The sequence below is a fragment of the Pseudomonas sp. BF-B-26 genome, from assembly GCF_019956495.1.
Classification (GTDB): domain Bacteria; phylum Pseudomonadota; class Gammaproteobacteria; order Pseudomonadales; family Pseudomonadaceae; genus Aquipseudomonas.
Map to the genome: position 1 here is coordinate 1 of NZ_JAHBDP010000145.1, position 16,077 is coordinate 16,077.

12 protein-coding genes are annotated in these 16,077 nt (G+C 59.5%); 9 read left to right on the plus strand and 3 right to left on the minus strand.

The genetic code is table 11. The annotated features are described in order from the left end of the window. Positions 1-138: 138 nt before the first annotated feature. Entirely contained in the window at positions 139-357 is a 219-nt protein-coding gene (locus KGB03_RS30380; protein ID WP_111449834.1) for a DUF2970 domain-containing protein, read from the plus strand. Here KGB03_RS30380 and KGB03_RS30385 read toward each other — a convergent pair. Beyond that, positions 354-1,427 carry an ABC transporter substrate-binding protein gene (locus KGB03_RS30385; RefSeq protein ID WP_218537147.1) on the minus strand — a complete coding sequence of 358 codons (1,074 nt, stop codon included), beginning with the start codon at positions 1,425-1,427 and terminating at the stop codon, positions 354-356. The two genes, KGB03_RS30380 and KGB03_RS30385, sit on opposite strands and share 4 nt — an antisense overlap. A 523-nt stretch (positions 1,428-1,950) precedes the next feature. Here KGB03_RS30385 and KGB03_RS30390 point away from each other — a divergent pair. Together KGB03_RS30390 and KGB03_RS30395 are read left to right on the plus strand one after the other, a co-directional pair. Next, entirely contained in the window at positions 1,951-3,609 is a 1,659-nt protein-coding gene (locus tag KGB03_RS30390; protein WP_192407950.1) for a nitrite/sulfite reductase, read from the plus strand. Further along, on the plus strand, positions 3,593-4,087 hold the full coding sequence (locus KGB03_RS30395) for a DUF934 domain-containing protein (RefSeq protein WP_111449837.1): 495 nt from the start codon (positions 3,593-3,595) through the stop codon (positions 4,085-4,087). The genes KGB03_RS30390 and KGB03_RS30395 overlap by 17 nt, the downstream gene beginning before the upstream one ends. A 73-nt stretch (positions 4,088-4,160) precedes the next feature. On the opposite strand, the gene KGB03_RS30400 is transcribed toward KGB03_RS30395, so the two are convergent. Both KGB03_RS30400 and sohB read right to left on the minus strand, forming a co-directional pair. Continuing rightward, the gene (locus KGB03_RS30400) at positions 4,161-7,997 is read right to left on the minus strand and encodes a leucine-rich repeat domain-containing protein (RefSeq protein WP_223530834.1); all 3,837 of its coding nucleotides are present in this window, start codon (positions 7,995-7,997) and stop codon (positions 4,161-4,163) included. A 200-nt stretch (positions 7,998-8,197) separates the two neighbouring features. Beyond that, positions 8,198-9,220, minus strand: a complete 1,023-nt coding sequence (gene sohB / locus KGB03_RS30405; RefSeq protein WP_102614296.1) for a protease SohB — start codon at positions 9,218-9,220, stop codon at positions 8,198-8,200. Between the two features lie 203 nt (positions 9,221-9,423). Here sohB and KGB03_RS30410 point away from each other — a divergent pair, with 203 nt between their 5' ends. From KGB03_RS30410 to KGB03_RS30435, 6 genes are all read left to right on the plus strand, one after another. Further along, entirely contained in the window at positions 9,424-10,134 is a 711-nt protein-coding gene (locus KGB03_RS30410; RefSeq protein WP_223530836.1) for a histidine phosphatase family protein, read from the plus strand. A gap of 64 nt (positions 10,135-10,198) precedes the next feature. Further along, positions 10,199-10,513: an SCP2 sterol-binding domain-containing protein gene (locus KGB03_RS30415; RefSeq protein WP_008154977.1), complete on the plus strand. Its 315-nt coding sequence runs from the start codon at positions 10,199-10,201 to the stop codon at positions 10,511-10,513. 308 nt (positions 10,514-10,821) lie between these two features. Continuing rightward, positions 10,822-12,669 (plus strand): amidohydrolase, encoded by a 1,848-nt coding sequence (locus KGB03_RS30420; RefSeq protein ID WP_218537248.1) that lies wholly within the window; start codon positions 10,822-10,824, stop codon positions 12,667-12,669. Positions 12,670-12,875: 206 nt separating this feature from the next. Continuing rightward, the gene (locus tag KGB03_RS30425) at positions 12,876-13,739 is read left to right on the plus strand and encodes a LysR family transcriptional regulator (RefSeq protein ID WP_218537151.1); all 864 of its coding nucleotides are present in this window, start codon (positions 12,876-12,878) and stop codon (positions 13,737-13,739) included. A gap of 106 nt (positions 13,740-13,845) precedes the next feature. Next, positions 13,846-14,991: an SRPBCC family protein gene (locus KGB03_RS30430; RefSeq protein WP_223530839.1), complete on the plus strand. Its 1,146-nt coding sequence runs from the start codon at positions 13,846-13,848 to the stop codon at positions 14,989-14,991. Next, the coding region (locus KGB03_RS30435) for an SMP-30/gluconolactonase/LRE family protein (RefSeq protein WP_263293715.1) at positions 14,964-16,077 on the plus strand (1,114 nt) is incomplete at its 3' end. The genes KGB03_RS30430 and KGB03_RS30435, both read left to right, overlap by 28 nt.

Genomic DNA, 16,077 nt, shown 5'->3' on the forward strand with positions numbered 1-16,077 from the left:
GAGCGTGGCTTGCCCGCGATGAACGATGACGCGGTTTCCCTGTGAGACCGCGGCGCTTCCATCGCGGGCAAGCCACGCTCCCACAGGTTTTTGGGGATTGTCTATGCTTAGCTCTCACACATTGGTGACGAGGGGTTTATGGACGATCCAGCCGACAACAAGCCGCCCACTTTCTGGCAGATGCTGCACAGCGTCCTGGCGGCGGCGTTCGGGGTGCAGAGCGGGAAGAACCGGGCCCGAGACTTCACTCACGGCAAGCCCAGTCATTTCGTGATTCTGGGGATTTTGTTCACCGCGGTGTTTGCGTTGACGCTGTATGGCATCGTGCAGCTGGTGGTGCATCTGGCTGGGGTTTAGCGCATCAAGGTTTGCAGACTGAACGGATAGCGATACGACGTCGACCGGCCCTTGGCTGAAAGGCGGCGGAAGTTCACACCGTAATCCGGTGATTCACCCATGGCCAGCAAACGCCTGGCCTGTGCCTTGTCGATCAGTTGCAACAACGGGATTTGCCGGTCTCGGCCGCCGTAATGGCTGAGATCCACTCCCTGATCAAGATCATGCAACGCCACCAGTGCCCAGCCGCCCAACGTGAAGTGCCCGCCCAACAGCACGCTGATGCGTCCGTCAACTGTCGCCTGTAACGCCGCCGGCGAGGTATTGACCGCACTGAACAACGCATCCTTGCCGGGTATCCCGCCCGCCTCCGAATACGCCTGCATGGCGCCAAACGCCATTTCGTCATTGGCTGACCACACCAGCGAGACCTTCGGGTAACGCCGGAACAACAGTTTGGCTTGTTCATAGGCCCGTTCCCGGGTCCAGCCGCTGTAAACCAGTTGGCGCAAGCGCACTTCAGGGTGCTCGGCCAAGGCACGCATCATGCCTTGCTCGCGCAATTGCGCCGAAGGGGTGATCTTCAGGCCGGAAAACGCCAACAACTCGATGACCTGACCGGGCGCCACGGGCGGATGTTGGCGAATCAGTTCCTTGAGCATCAGGTAGCCACCCTCCTCGTCGTTGGGCACCAGGCTGCCCAGTCGATCAGAGCGATCCCCCAGCAGACTCTGCTGATTGGCCGTCAGCGAAGCGTTGACCATAAACAGCTTCACCCCGCTGCCTTCGGCCAGGCGAATGATCTGCGGAGCGACGTACTGTTCGTTGGCGAACATCAGATAGTCCGGACGATCAGGGCCTTGCAGCGCCTGACGAGCCTGCGCCAGCGTGAGCTCCGGCATGCGCCGGGAATAGAGAATTCGCAGATCAATGCCCAGATCCGTGGCTGCCGCCTGCATGAATTGCGAATAGCTGACCCAGAAGGCTTCGTCAGTCTGTCCAGGGCTGAGGAACAATACCGATTCCGCGCGCGCAACAGGGCCGTAAACCGCGCCAAGCATCAGCAGGAATGAGTAGAAAAACTTCAACATTGATCGTCCGAGCCCCCCGGCAATTCGCCGCGCATTATAGCCAGCGAAGTCCCGGAAAACGGCGCTTATTCCGGTTATTGTCCGACAATCGTCGGAATGAGGCCCGGACGGGGTCGGTTATTGATGACTGACCCAAAATACCGCGGTGCCCACGACCAGGATGATCAGGAACAGAATGGCCCAAGCATCGACCGTGCTATCGGGTTTTGACGTTTTGGTAGGGTTGCTCATTGCATCGCCTCTTGTCGGTTTTATCGGTGATTGCATAAAGACTCGAGCACAGTTAAGACGATGATTGCCCGCACCACAAATGTGGGTTTTACGTCATTGGATCTCATTAGTCGTTTTGGTTCTTTACATATACTCAAACATCACTTTTGCGCATAACTGCAAACTGGTATCTTGCCCCGGCTCCGTTGGGAGTGCGCGGCCGTGCGCGCAGAATTGCCGAGGCAGTATCGGAGACTTCCAAGCGAAAAACGCAACTGGATCCGACCGGCCCAAGCCTGAGAACAGGACTTATATGTACGTATATGACGAGTACGATCAGCGGATCATCGAGGACCGCGTCAAGCAGTTCCGTGATCAGACCCGACGCTATCTGGCAGGCGAGCTGAGCGAAGAAGAATTCCGCCCTCTGCGCCTGCAAAATGGCCTTTACATTCAGCGCTTCGCGCCGATGTTGCGGGTGGCGGTGCCTTACGGCCAACTGACTTCGCGCCAGACGCGAATGATGGCCAAGATTGCCCGTGACTACGACAAGGGCTACGCCCACATCAGCACCCGGCAGAACGTACAGTTCAACTGGCCGGCGCTGGAAGACATCCCGGACATCCTTGCCGAACTGGCGACCGTGCAAATGCACGCGATCCAGACCAGCGGCAACTGCTTGCGCAACGTCACCACCGACCAGTTCGCCGGTGTCGCTGCCGACGAGCTGATCGATCCGCGCCCGTGGTGCGAGATCGTCCGCCAATGGACCACGTTCCACCCTGAATTCGCTTACTTGCCGCGCAAGTTCAAGATCGCCATCAACGGTTCGACTTCCGACCGTGCGGCCATCGAAGTCCATGACATCGGCCTTGAGCCGGTGCACAACGCCGCTGGCGAGCTGGGCTTCCGTGTGCTGGTGGGTGGTGGTCTGGGCCGTACCCCGGTGGTGGGCGCGTTCATCAATGAATTCCTGCCGTGGCAAGACCTGTTGAGCTACCTCGACGCCATCCTGCGGGTCTACAACCGCTACGGCCGTCGTGACAACAAGTACAAGGCGCGGATCAAGATTCTGGTCAAGGCCTTGACCCCAGAAGTCTTCGCACAAAAAGTCGACGCAGAGATGGAGCACCTTCGCGGTGGCCAGACCACGTTGACCGACGCCGAAGTGCATCGTGTGGCCAAACACTTCGTCGACCCCGAGTACAAGGTTCTGGACAACCAGGCCCAGGCGTTGGCCGAACTCGACAAAGAACACCCGGGCTTCGCGCGCTGGCGCACCCGCAATACCCTGGCCCACAAAAAGCCGGGTTATGTCGCCGTGACCCTGTCCCTGAAGCCGACCGGTGTTGCACCGGGCGACATCACCGACAAGCAGCTCGATGCCGTTGCCGACCTGGCCGATCGTTACAGCTTCGGTCAACTGCGCACGTCCCACGAGCAGAACATCATTCTGGCCGACGTTGAACAAAGCCAGTTGTTCGCGATGTGGGGCGAGTTGCGTGAGCAGGGCTTCGCCACGCCGAACATCGGCTTGCTCACCGACATTATCTGCTGCCCGGGCGGCGACTTCTGCTCGCTGGCCAACGCCAAGTCGATCCCGATCGCCGAATCGATCCAGCGTCGCTTCGAAGACCTGGATTACCTGTTCGATATCGGCGAACTGGACCTGAACATCTCCGGCTGCATGAACGCCTGTGGTCACCACCACGTCGGCCACATCGGCATCCTCGGGGTGGACAAGAAAGGCGAAGAGTTCTACCAGGTGTCCCTGGGTGGCAGCGCAAGCCGCGACGCCAGCCTGGGTAAAATCCTCGGCCCGTCTTTCGCCCAGGAAGCCATGCCTGACGTGATCGAAAAGCTGATCGACGTGTACATCGAACAACGTACCGAAGACGAGCGTTTCATTGACACCTATCAGCGTATTGGCATCGACCTCTTCAAGGAGCGCGTCTATGCAGCGAATAATTAAGAACAACGAAGTCGTCGACGAAACCTGGCACTTGCTGCCCAAGGACTTCAACATCGACGAGATCAGCAACTGCGACGACTACATCGTCCCGTTGCAGCTCTGGCGCGAACACAGCCGTATGCTCAAGGCCCGCGATGGCGGCCTGGGCGTGTGGCTGGATGCCGATGAAGAAGCGGAAGAAATCGGTGACGACGTGGAAAATTTCCAGGTCATCGCCCTGAACTTTCCGGCCTTCACCGACGGTCGCAACTACTCCAACGCCCGCCTGCTGCGTGACCGTTATGGTTTCAAAGGCGAATTGCGGGCAATTGGCGATGTGCTGCGCGACCAGCTGTTCTACCTGCACCGCTGCGGTTTCGACGCCTTTGCGATCCGCGCCGATAAAGACCCGTACGAAGCCTTGGAAGGTCTCAAGGACTTCTCGGTGACCTATCAGGCTGCTACCGACGAACCGCTGCCGCTGTTCCGTCGCCGCTGATCGTTCAACCTTGAACCCCTTGGCAGGGGTTCAAGGCCTCCCTCCTTGTCAGTCACGACACGAACAAATCCGTTCAAAAACCTGCGCGTTGTTCCAATGCCCTGAACGCCACCCATGGGTTTTCAAGCCGGCCAAGCACTGCGCTCAATCGACTCAATACTTCGTCTGAAGCATCTGCCGCCTCCAAAAGCCGCCAGACTCGCGCCTGAAGCGACTGATAACTGACCTGAAAGTCGGCGGTGAGGCTCAGCCTGTCGATTGCGCTTAAAAACCGCGTACCGGAGGGTTTGCCCGCCAGCCTCTGCCAAAGGGCTTGTCGGGACTGTTGCAGCGGTTCATCGCAGTCCCGAAGCCACACAATCGGCTGTCCATAGTCAGCACCTGGTGCGCTCAGCCATAAATTGATTCCGGTTTGCTCACGATGACTGATCAGTCGGCGGAGCGTGTCCTCGTCTGTCAGTGGATTGCTCCAAAGCAGCAGACGATCCACCGAGACGGCCTGATTTATCACTGCGGGCGGAACCCGGGTGATCCGGTTATGACTCAAGTCCAAAGAGGTCATATAGGGCTCATCCCTGATGCCGATCGGGCACCGGGTAATCTGGGTGTCGCCGAGGTTCAGCCGACGCAAGTCATTCATCCCGAGCAACATGGGGGGCACGCCCAAGGGGTTTTCACTCAGGTCCAGCGATTGAAGCATGGCCATCCCGCTCAGCTGTGACGCCGTCTCTTCGGTGAAGACCAGGCCAGTAGCCTTGAGATTCAGCGACGTGAGATGAGTCAGGCTGAACATGGCCGTCGGCAGAACAGACTGCGCCTCACCCTCGAGGTCGAATTGGGTCAACTCGACACCCTCAAGATTCAAGGTCTGCAGATTCGGAAAACACTCGAGGAACCCATTCAAGGTTTCACGCTCGGTCACATGGAAGTGCGGCATCGACAACTCGACGACGTCGTGGAACCTGACGTTCATGATCGGCAATCGATGATAGTCCTCGCCCGCCATGTCGAGCTTGAACCCCACAAGCTGTTCGCCTGAATAGACGCGCTGATCTTGCGATGCCCGCTTTCGCCAGAGGGTGATCAGCTCGTCAGCCAGCTCGATCCTGGATTCACGCTCGTAGTACATGGCGCTCTGAACCAGGTTCTCGTTATGCACTTCAATCTGCTCTTCAGTCAGCCCCTGTGCCTCGTTGTCAGCTTCATTCAGGAAAGGAACGTCCATTTCCACAATGTCTTGCGCTACCTGATCGATCCAGCCGCTCAGGTCGATGTGCAATTGTTGAAACGCCTGCTTCAGCGCGTCGATATGAGCCTGGGCCCTGCCACCGGTACGCTGTAGGACTTCATCGGCCTCGGCATCCGAGAAGTCCGGATAAAGCTCCTTGAGCTGCAACCTCATCATCTCGTGCGTCAGCTCTTCGGCCTGAGGCGTACCGGGGAAGCCGCCGCCACGCAGCCCTTGCGCCTCGAAGGGCAGGCCGGAATCCATCCTGCCCAAACCAAGCACTAACTCGGATCGGGGCATTGCCCGCTCGCCGACTTTCAGCCGTAACTCGCGGGCCGGATCGAGCGTTAAAAGTTGCAGGGCCGAGCGCTCGTCTTCGGTCAAGACTTCAAGCACAGCCTCATAGAAGTCCGTTTGCACATCGCGACTCAGGTAACGACTCCCCACCTTGATCAACCGTCGAAGATGGGTGGCGTCAAACGCACCGCTACGGTCCAGAACGCGGCTTGCGACGGAACCGTCCTGGACTTCGATTCGAAGGTTTTTTGGCCATCCGGGCAGATTTTTGAGGGAATGCAGGGCCAGCGTGTCGGACTCCGGGTTGACCACCGAAGGAAGGTACACCCCCTCATACGCACGATTAAGCCGTACATGCTGTTGGTATTGCCGGGCCTTGCTGTCGAGACGATTGAACATCTGCCGGAGCTGGACCGCGTCAGAAGGGCTCTGGATATCCACGCCATAACGGTCGAGCATTTGCTCAATGGCGCTTTTGGGCAGGTCGGGGTATTGGCGTTGAAACAATCGGACCCCTGCATGTTCCGAGTGTTGAAGCGCTTCGTAACGGCTGTTGAACAGTTCGACTCGCTCGCCCTGTGCCACAGCGGCTTGCTCGAGTTCCTGATCGATCCTGAAACGGCTGATGGTATCGGCCAGCAAAGGCGTCGGCGGGCGCCCGGCCTGCATCAACCGCAGCATGTCGTCATCGACTGTACTGACCTTGGCGATCTGCGCCAGCATTTCATCGCTGAAAGACGCCACCGACGGGCCAATTCCGCGCAGAAGTTCCACGCGGGTCGGCGGCGCCAGGTTTGGTGATCCGGGAATCGGGGCAACGGCCTGATCCGGCGTCGGCCTGGCAGACTCGTCCTTCGGTGCTGCACCAGGTTCGCGCGCACTCTCGGCAAGGGCACCGGCCTCGGCCTCGGCAGCTTCACCCTTGAGTGCCGCGCCTGCGCCTGCCAGCGGCAGCGCATTAAGCAAGCCAAACACCGTGCGTGTCACACCCGCTGCTCGATCGCTCGATGTCGCACCGTTGACAACCTGATCAAGGCCATACCCGGCATCGATGATACCGGCCAGCACCAGCAACCCTTCACCACCGGGCACGAACAACGCCAAAGGACCGAAACGGTTGATCCACTCCACAACCGGTTCGACGAAGGCACTCAAGTTATCCCGGTTGACCTGCGCATCGTCACGAATGGTTTTGACACTGGCCAGGGATGCCTCCTTCATGGTCAGGACCAACTGGGCAAACGGATCGGTACCTGATGGCGAGTCATCGAAGCCGATGTATCGGGCAGGCTCCCAAAAACCGTCATCGTTGAAGAAGCCCGCCTCTTTGGTCAGCCGGTGTTCCCTCGGGTAGACCGCCATGCCGTCCAGCGCCGTCAACACACCGGCATGGAAAGTGCCGTCCTTGCGATCATCCTCGGCGAAGTGAGCGGCCAAGGCCTGTTTCGTATCGTCACGCCTGCCCTGCTCTACAACCCACTGGTGCAATTGCCCGGAATCCTCAAACGCATGCAGGGGCGACGAGTTGCCGGGGATGTACAACACAATCCTGCCGCCAGGTTCACGCAAACCCCAGATGTCTTTCGAGGTGTAGCGATAAAGCTTCAAGCGTCCCGTAGCGAGCATCGCGGGCACGCTGGTGGGTGCCTGTAATTGTTCGAATGTGAGCGTTGCCCATGCCTGATCCGACGGCAGCCCTGCCGCCTGCAGGGCCAGTGCGAGCCCTTCCGGGTCCAGACTGCTCTCACCCCGCTGCAATAAAGCGGCCATGACGAAGGCGGCTTTGACCGAGGTTTTCAGTGCGTGGGGGGCAGGTGCGACGATGATTTCGTCCGATGGCCAGGCTTGATCAAGATAGGCCTGATACAGATCCTTGAGAGCCAGCTCCCAGACCCACTTTTTGAAGTCCGCCGGTCGCACGGCGATCTGGTTGGCTGGCCCGAAGACTTGCCCGGCGTCTCGGCGATAGAGGCCTTCATAGCTGTCGTGGTTACCGTCGCCACTATCGGCAAACTCATCGACGTGTTCCACGATCTGTATGGATGGCCCAATGTCAGGCGGGGTATACAACCCAAACGCTGTTTCACCGAAGCGCCCGTCACCCACGGTTTGATAGTTGGAAATCAGCACCTGCACCAGCGACATGGCACTCGCCACCCGTCCCTGGTGGATGCCGTTCTGCGCGGGATGCCCCTTGTAGTCGTAATCGAGGGTCACCAGCTGTGCGGTGGCGGGATCAATATCATGACCCCACTTTTCTTTGATCAGGTGTTCGCCAAACTGACTGGGAGTTAGCGGCAGCGCAGCATCCATGGCGGACTTCAGCACTTGGCGCATGCCGGGAGAGGTCGGTACATCGTCGGCTTTTTTAGGGTGGTCGATCATGGTGCATTCCATTGCAAGCATTTCAGGAACACCAGCCTAACTGACCACGGATCAACCGGAAGCGGGAGCGATCGACACAGATCTCAGGAAAATTCTCAAACACCGTAAGGAAAATGGATGGACTTGAAACCCGCCCAAAAAAAAATGAAACCGGGGAAGAATCCACGGTTTCATTTTTTAACGATGATGCTTGTCGAGTATTACCAGAAGCGTTGCTGGGTCAACCGGCTCCACCAGCTTAGCAGCACACGATCGACCGAACCGCTGGCCGCCATGCCGATGCGCTCCTGCAGGCTTTTGCGTTCGGCATAGTGCAAATGGTACAGCTCGGACTTCTTCGCTCGTTCGGCAAGGTATTCATCGCTGGTCTTGAGTTCGTCCACCAGTTGCTTGTCCAGTGCAGCAATACCGAGCCAGATTTCGCCGGTGGCCACTTCGTCGATGGCCAGTTGCGGGCGATAGCGCGAAACGAAGTTCTTGAACAACTGGTGAGTGATGTCCAGGTCTTCCTGGAACTTCTCGCGGCCCTTCTCGGTGTTTTCGCCAAACACCGTCAGGGTGCGCTTGTACTCGCCCGCGGTCAGCACTTCGAAGTCGATGTCGTGCTTTTTCAGCAGGCGGTTGACGTTAGGCAACTGCGCCACGACACCGATCGAGCCAAGGATCGCGAACGGCGCGCTGATGATCTTCTCGCCGATGCAGGCCATCATGTAGCCGCCGCTGGCCGCGACCTTGTCAATGCACACGGTCAACGGCACACCGGCATCACGGATACGCGCCAGTTGCGAGGACGCCAGGCCGTAGCTATGAACCATGCCGCCGCCGCTTTCCAGACGCAGCACCACTTCATCCTTGGGCGTGGCGAGGGTCAGCAGCGCGGTGATTTCATGGCGCAGGCTTTCAGTGGCCGAGGCCTTGATGTCGCCGTCGAAATCGAGCACAAACACCCGTGGCTTGGCTTCGGTTTTCTTCTTTTGCTTTTTCTCGGATTTAGCTTCGACCTTGCGCAAGGCCTTGAGCTGGTCCTTGTCGAGCAAGGTTTGCTCCAGGCGTTCGCGCAGCCCTTTGTAGAAATCATTGAGTTTGCTGACTTGCAACTGGCCGACCGACTTGCGTCGACCTTTGCTGCGCAACGCCGCGAAACTGGCCAGGACCACCAGAATGGCGATCACCAGTGTCACGGTCTTAGCCAGAAAAACTGCGTACTCGGCAAAAAACTCCACAGGGACTCCTTTAATACGATGCGCTGCATGAACGCGCGCGGGATGCCTCCAGCATACCCATGCGCCGCCCCGGCGGCCAGCCGTGAAACCTCTGGCAACAGCCCTGTAACGGGCATTTCAAACAAGCGTATGTTTTTTCATTGACAGCTCACCGTCATCCTCATAACCTCGCCGAACCTTCAACGTACCGGGATGACGCGGACGTGGGCAGTATCTATTTGATTCGACATGGCCAGGCCTCCTTTGGTGCAGACGACTATGACGTCCTGTCGCCGACCGGTGTTCGCCAGGCAGAAGTCCTCGGCCAGCACCTCGCCGAGCTGGGCATCAGCTTCGATCGCTGCCTCTCGGGCGACCTGCGCCGCCAGCAGCACACGGCCAATAGCGCACTGCAACAGTTCGCTGCGGCAGGCCTGCCGGTTCCCGTCCTGGAAATCGATTCCGCTTTCAATGAGTTCGACGCCGACGCGGTGATCCGCGCGCTGTTGCCAGCCATGTTACCGGACGAACCCGAAGCGCTGCACATCCTGCGCAATGCCGCGCAAAACCGTGCCGAGTTCCAGCGAATCTTCGCCCTGATCATCGAACGCTGGCTCGCCGGCACCTATGACACACCGGGCCTGGAAAGCTGGCTGGGGTTTGTCGATCGGGTGCAAGCCGGTCTGCAGCGAATCCTCGAAAGCGCCGACAATTCCCAGAAAATCGCCGTGTTCACCTCCGGCGGCACTATCACGGCGCTGCTCCATCTCATTACGCAAATGCCGGCAAAGCAGGCGTTTGAACTGAACTGGCAAATCGTCAACACCTCGCTCAACCTGCTGAAGTTTCGCGGTCGCGAGGTGGCTCTGTCTTCTTTCAACAGTCATGCGCACTTGCAGCTGTTGAAGACCCCGGAACTCATCACGTTTCGCTGAGTCCGGACTGTTGTGACCCTGGCTGTATTCACCCAGCTCCAATTACCCAAGAAAGGATCGAACCATGACCTCCGTAGCTGATGCCGTACAAGCAATGAAAGCCAAGTTCAACCCAGCCGCTGCTGCCGGTCTGGACCTGGTATTCGGTTTCCGCATCGACGACACCAAAAACTTCTCGCTGATCGTCAAGGACAGCACCTGCGAGCTCCAGGAAGGCGAGAACCCGGACGCACAGGTGACTCTGGTGATGGACGGCGAAACCCTGGAAGGCATCGTCAGCGGCGAAACCGACGGCATGCAAGCCTTCATGGGCGGCAAACTGCGCGCCGAAGGCGACATGATGCTGGCCATGAAACTGTCCGAGCTGTTCCCGGCCTAAGCGCGCCGCTCCCGACCTTCGGGAGCACGCCTGGCTGCAAACGAATCCCGCCCCTCGAGGCGGGATTCGTCGTTTTTCGCCATCGGAAAACGGCCACCTGTGGATTTGCCGTCTATATTCTTTCTGGCCGCATGCGTCAGACATCGGCTGTTTGCCCTCGCTTTCTTTATCAAAAGCTTTTGCGCGGAGCACTGCCCATGAGCCCACCTGACGACCACGACGGATTTAACCGCCGCCGTGTACTGCAAGGCCTTTCGGCAGGCGCCGTCGGTGCCTGGATCAGCCCGCTAATCGCAGGGAGTAAAACCATGCCCGACGCCCCCGCCGACCTCATTCTGTACAACGGACGCCTGCACACCGTCGACCGCAAAAAACCTCAGGCCAGCGCCGTCGCGATCAAGGACGGACGCTTCGTGGTGGTCGGCAGCGATGCTCAAGCCATGGCCCTGCAAGGTCCCGGCACACAAATTATCGACCTGCACGGTCGCACGGTGATTCCCGGTCTCAACGACTCACACTTGCACCTGATCCGTGGTGGCCTCAACTACAACCTCGAACTGCGCTGGGAAGGCGTCCCTTCACTGGTCGACGCGCTGCGCATGCTCAAGGATCAGGCCGACCGCACACCCACGCCGCAATGGGTGCGGGTGGTCGGTGGCTGGACCGAGTTCCAGTTCGCCGAAAAACGCCTGCCGACGATTGATGAACTGAACAAGGCCGCGCCGGATACCCCGGTGTTCGTCCTGCACCTCTACGACCGCGCCCTGCTCAACCGCGCCGCGTTGAAGGTGGTCGGCTATACCCGCGATACGCCAAATCCGCCGGGTGGCGAAATCCAGCGCGATGCCAATGGCGACCCGACGGGCATGCTGATCGCCCGCCCCAACGCGATGATTCTCTACTCGACCCTGGCCAAGGGGCCGAAACTGCCGCTGGAATACCAGGTCAACTCCACCCGCCAATTCATGCGCGAACTCAATCGCCTCGGCGTCACCAGCGCCATCGATGCCGGCGGCGGTTATCAGAATTATCCGGACGACTATCAAGTCATCCAGCAACTGGCCAAAGACCAGCAACTCACGGTGCGCATTGCCTACAACCTGTTCACCCAGAAACCCAAGGAAGAGCTGACCGACTTCAAGAACTGGACCAGCACCTCCCACTACGGTCAGGGCGACGATTTTCTACGGCACAACGGTGCGGGGGAAATGCTGGTGTTCTCGGCGGCCGACTTCGAGGACTTTCTCGAACCCCGCCCCGACCTGCCGCAAACCATGGAGCAGGAGCTGGAACCGGTGGTCCGCCATCTGGTGGAGCAGCGCTGGCCGTTCCGTTTGCACGCCACGTACAACGAATCCATCAGCCGCATGCTCGACGTGTTCGAGAAGGTTAATCGCGACATTCCGTTCGACGGCTTGCCATGGTTCTTCGACCACGCCGAAACCATCACCCCGCAGAACATCGAACGGGTCAAAGCCTTGGGTGGCGGCATCGCGATCCAGGACCGCATGGCCTTCCAGGGCGAATACTTCGTCGACCGTTACGGCGCCAAGGCTGCCGAAGCCACGCCACCCATCACTCGCATGCTGGCCGAAGGCATTCCGGTCGGCGCCGGCACCGATGCCACGCGCGTCTCCAGTTACAACCCCTGGACTTCGCTGTACTGGCTGATCAGCGGTCGCACCGTCGGTGGTCTGGCGCTGTACCCGCAAGGCTTGAGCCGCGATACCGCGCTGGAACTCTTTACCCACGGCAGCGCCTGGTTTTCCTCCGAGCAAGGCAAAAAAGGCCAGATCAAGGTTGGGCAGCTGGCCGACTTGATTGCGTTGTCGGCGGACTATTTCCACATCGAGGATGAAGCGGTCAAATGGATCGAATCGGTACTGACCATCGTTGACGGTAAAATCGTCTACGGCAGTGTCGAGTTTGAAAAACTCGGGCCGCCTCCCGTCCCGGTGGTGCCTGAGTGGTCGCCCGTTGCCAAAGTACCCGGCCATTGGAAACCCCTGGCACCGCTGACGGCGCAGGTTCATCAATGTGTCGGGGCTTGCGCGGTGCATGCCCATAGCCACGAACGGGCACGGTTGTCCTCGGCGCCGGTCAGTGATTTCGCCGGTTTCTGGGGGGCCTTTGGTTGTTCGTGTTTCGCGTTTTGAACGAATAGCCAAGTGAAAGGGGAAACTGTGGCGAGGGAGCTTGCTCCCGTTCGGATGCGCAGCAGCCGTAAACTATCCGACGGGAGCGTATCTGGGAAATCGCGGCGACAGGTTTTGGGGCCGCTTCGCGCCCCAGCGGGAGCAAGCTCCCTCGCCACAGGTGAGCGGTGCTCTTACAATGGCGCACCTCCCGCACCGGCCGCCCCATGGACATTGATCTAGCCCGCACCTTTCTGGAAATCGTCCGTCACGGCAGCCTTGCCGCGGCGGCTGAAAAACTCCACGTTACCCAGACCGCGATCACTGCGCGGGTACAGAAACTCGAAAGCCAGCTAGGAAGTACGTTGTTCGTACGCAACCGCGCCGGTGCGCGCCTGACGCCGAATGGTGAAGCCTTCGTGGTCTACGCCAATCAACTGGTCGAAACCTGGGAAGCGGCGCGCCGGGATTTGCCGTTGCCCGAGGGTTATCGCGACGTATTGCACATCGGTGGCGAGGTCAGTCTGTGCAACCCGCTGATGCTCAGCTGGGCGGGCGCACTGCGCGAGAAGATTCCCAGCCACGCCCTGCGCATGGAAATCCGTGACGGTGAAAACCTGCTGCGCCAACTGGAACTGGGGGTTCTGGATGCGGCGCTGGTTTACCAGCCCGAGTATTGGCCACGCCTGCAAGTCGAACAGGTGCTGGAAGAAAAACTGGTCCTTATCCGCCTGGCCGCACGACCCGATCCCTACGTGTACATCGACTGGGGCCCGGACTTCCGCCGTCAGCACGATGCGGCCCTGCCGGAAAAAGCCAAAGCTGCGTTGAGCTTTAACCTCGGCCCACTGGGCTTGCAGTACATTCTGGAAAACGGCGGCAGTGGCTATTTCCGCACCCGGGTGGTCCAAAGTTATCTAGAAAGCGGTGTACTGGAGCAAGTGCCCAAAGCCCCCGAATTCAGCTACCCGACCTATCTGGTTTACTCCCGAGACCGCGACTCGGCGACCCTGCAACACGCCTTCGACCTGCTGCGCGAAGTGATCAAATCCGACGATGACTGGTCGCAACGCTGGAACCCGCTGACCTGAGCCCGGTTTGCACCGAAGCATGGCGGTTGCGTTCTCAAGGTTGGGCCAGCCAAAACGCCGGGATCGTCTAATCTGCTGGAGATAACAATAACGACAGGTGATTGCAGTGAGGCAGACCACCGAAGCATTCCGCGCCCGCTACCGCGCTGCTATTCATCCGCTCTACAACCCATGGCTGCACGGCGCTTTTGTGCTGCTGTTCGGGGTGCTGGCCATCGGCGGATTCTGGAGCACCGTACACCGGGTACAGCCACTGGAATGGCTGGCGGTGCCGTTGACGTTGTTGTTTTTCAACTTCGGCGTGTACAGGATCCATCGGCATTTGGGGCATCACAAAAAGAGCTTCGCACGACTGTTCTACGCCCGCCATGCCGGCGACCATCACAGCTTTTTCGCCCCCGGCCACATGAGCTACGACACGGCCCGGGACTGGCGGGTGATTCTGTTTCCAGCCTGGCTGATCGTGTTGCACACGGTCGTCATCACCCTGCCCGTCTGGTGGTTGCTTGAGCAGTTCGATGCCAACGTCGCCGGGTTGTTCGGCGGCTGCCTGGTCCTCGGCTACCTGACCTATGAAGTGTTCCATGCCTGCGAGCACCTGCCACCCGAGAACCCCGTCACACGGTTGCCGTGGATCCGCCAGATGCGCCGCCTGCATGAGCTGCATCACCGTCGTGAGCTGATGCAGGAACGCAATTTCAATATCGTTTTTCCGCTGATGGACTACCTGTTCGGCACCCTCTATTGGGAACCCGAGCCGATCGACCTGCACCCGACGAGAACGCCCATGACCTGCATGCAGCATCAGATCGACATTGCTGGAGACCCGATTGACGTGCTCGCCTATGCCAGCACCGTGACCCGTTGGCCTGAGTGGCATCCTTCGTCCCTCAAGGTCGATGGCCAGAGCGGTCCGCTGCATGCCGGGGGGCGGTTCGAGGAAGACATCAAGGCGGGCGGGCGTGAGGGACACTTGCACTGGGAGGTTAACGAATACCTGCCGGGACGCCGCTGGAGTGCCTGGGCCCATGACGATCACGGGTTGTCTTTGGTGGTGACTTACGAGTGCGAGGCCCAGGGCGATGGAACACGCTTTGTCCGCACCCTGGAGTATCGGTTCAGCGGCCTTGCGATGCGCATTGCCAATCGACTGCTGCTCAAGCGCCGCATCGATCGTGAGTCGGCAGCGTCGATGCTGGCATTGCGCGAAATGGCGCAAAAACAATGGGCCCCGGCAGGAGTCAGCGCGTGAGTCGCACCGTCAAGTTTCGCCATGTGGTGTTGCTGGTGGTCGTTGCCATCGGCGCCTTTCTGCTGCTGATGCCGACCAAGGTTCAACCGGTGGCCTGGACACCGTCACCCGCGCCCTCCCTCACCAGCGGCCTCTACGCCGACAATCAGCGCCTCAAAGGCATGGAGCGCGTCGGCGCCGCGGATATCGACGGCCCGGAAGCGTTGCTGCTGGAGGAAAACGTCCTCATCACGGGTTTGCATGACGGCCGATTGATCCGTACCAGCCTCGACGGCAAGGTCACCAGGATTCTGGCTGATACGGGCGGCAGACCCTTGGGCCTGGCCCGTCATCCCAACGGTCTGCTGGTGATTGCCGATGGGGTCAAGGGCTTGCTGTCACTGGATGCCCAGGGCCGGTTGATTCCATTGACCACGGCGGCCAACGGCGTGCCCTTCGGTTTCACCGACGACGTGGCGATCGACAAATCCGGGCACTACGCCTATTTCAGTGATGCCTCCAGCCGCTTTGGCTACGGCAGTGACGGCGACGCGATTATCGAGCACGGCGGCGATGGCCGCTTGCTGCGTTATGACTTCCAGACCGGCAAGACCGAGGTCCTGCTGGATAAGCTGGAATTCGCCAACGGCGTGACCCTGGGCCCAGACGATGCCTTTGTGTTGGTCAACGAAACGGGAGCCTATCGCATCAGTCGCTACTGGCTGAGCGGGCCGAAAGCCGGCACCCGTGATCTATTCATCGACAACTTGCCAGGGTTGCCGGACAACCTCGCGTTCAATGGCCGCGACCGCTTCTGGGTGGCGCTCTATGCACCGCGCAACGCATTGCTCGATGCCACCGCGCCGCATCCCTTCGTGCGCAAGATGATCGTGCGGGCCATGACTTTCCTGCCCAAACCGGTGGAGAAACGCGCCTTCGCGCTGGGCCTGGATCTGGACGGCAAAGTGATCGCCAACTTGCAGGACGGTAGCAGCGACAACTATTCGCCGATCACCACCGTTCGCGAGTATGGGGATTGGTTGTATTTCGGATCGTTGAAGGCCAGACACATGGCGCGGTTACCGTTGAGCACTGCGCTGCAAAAGT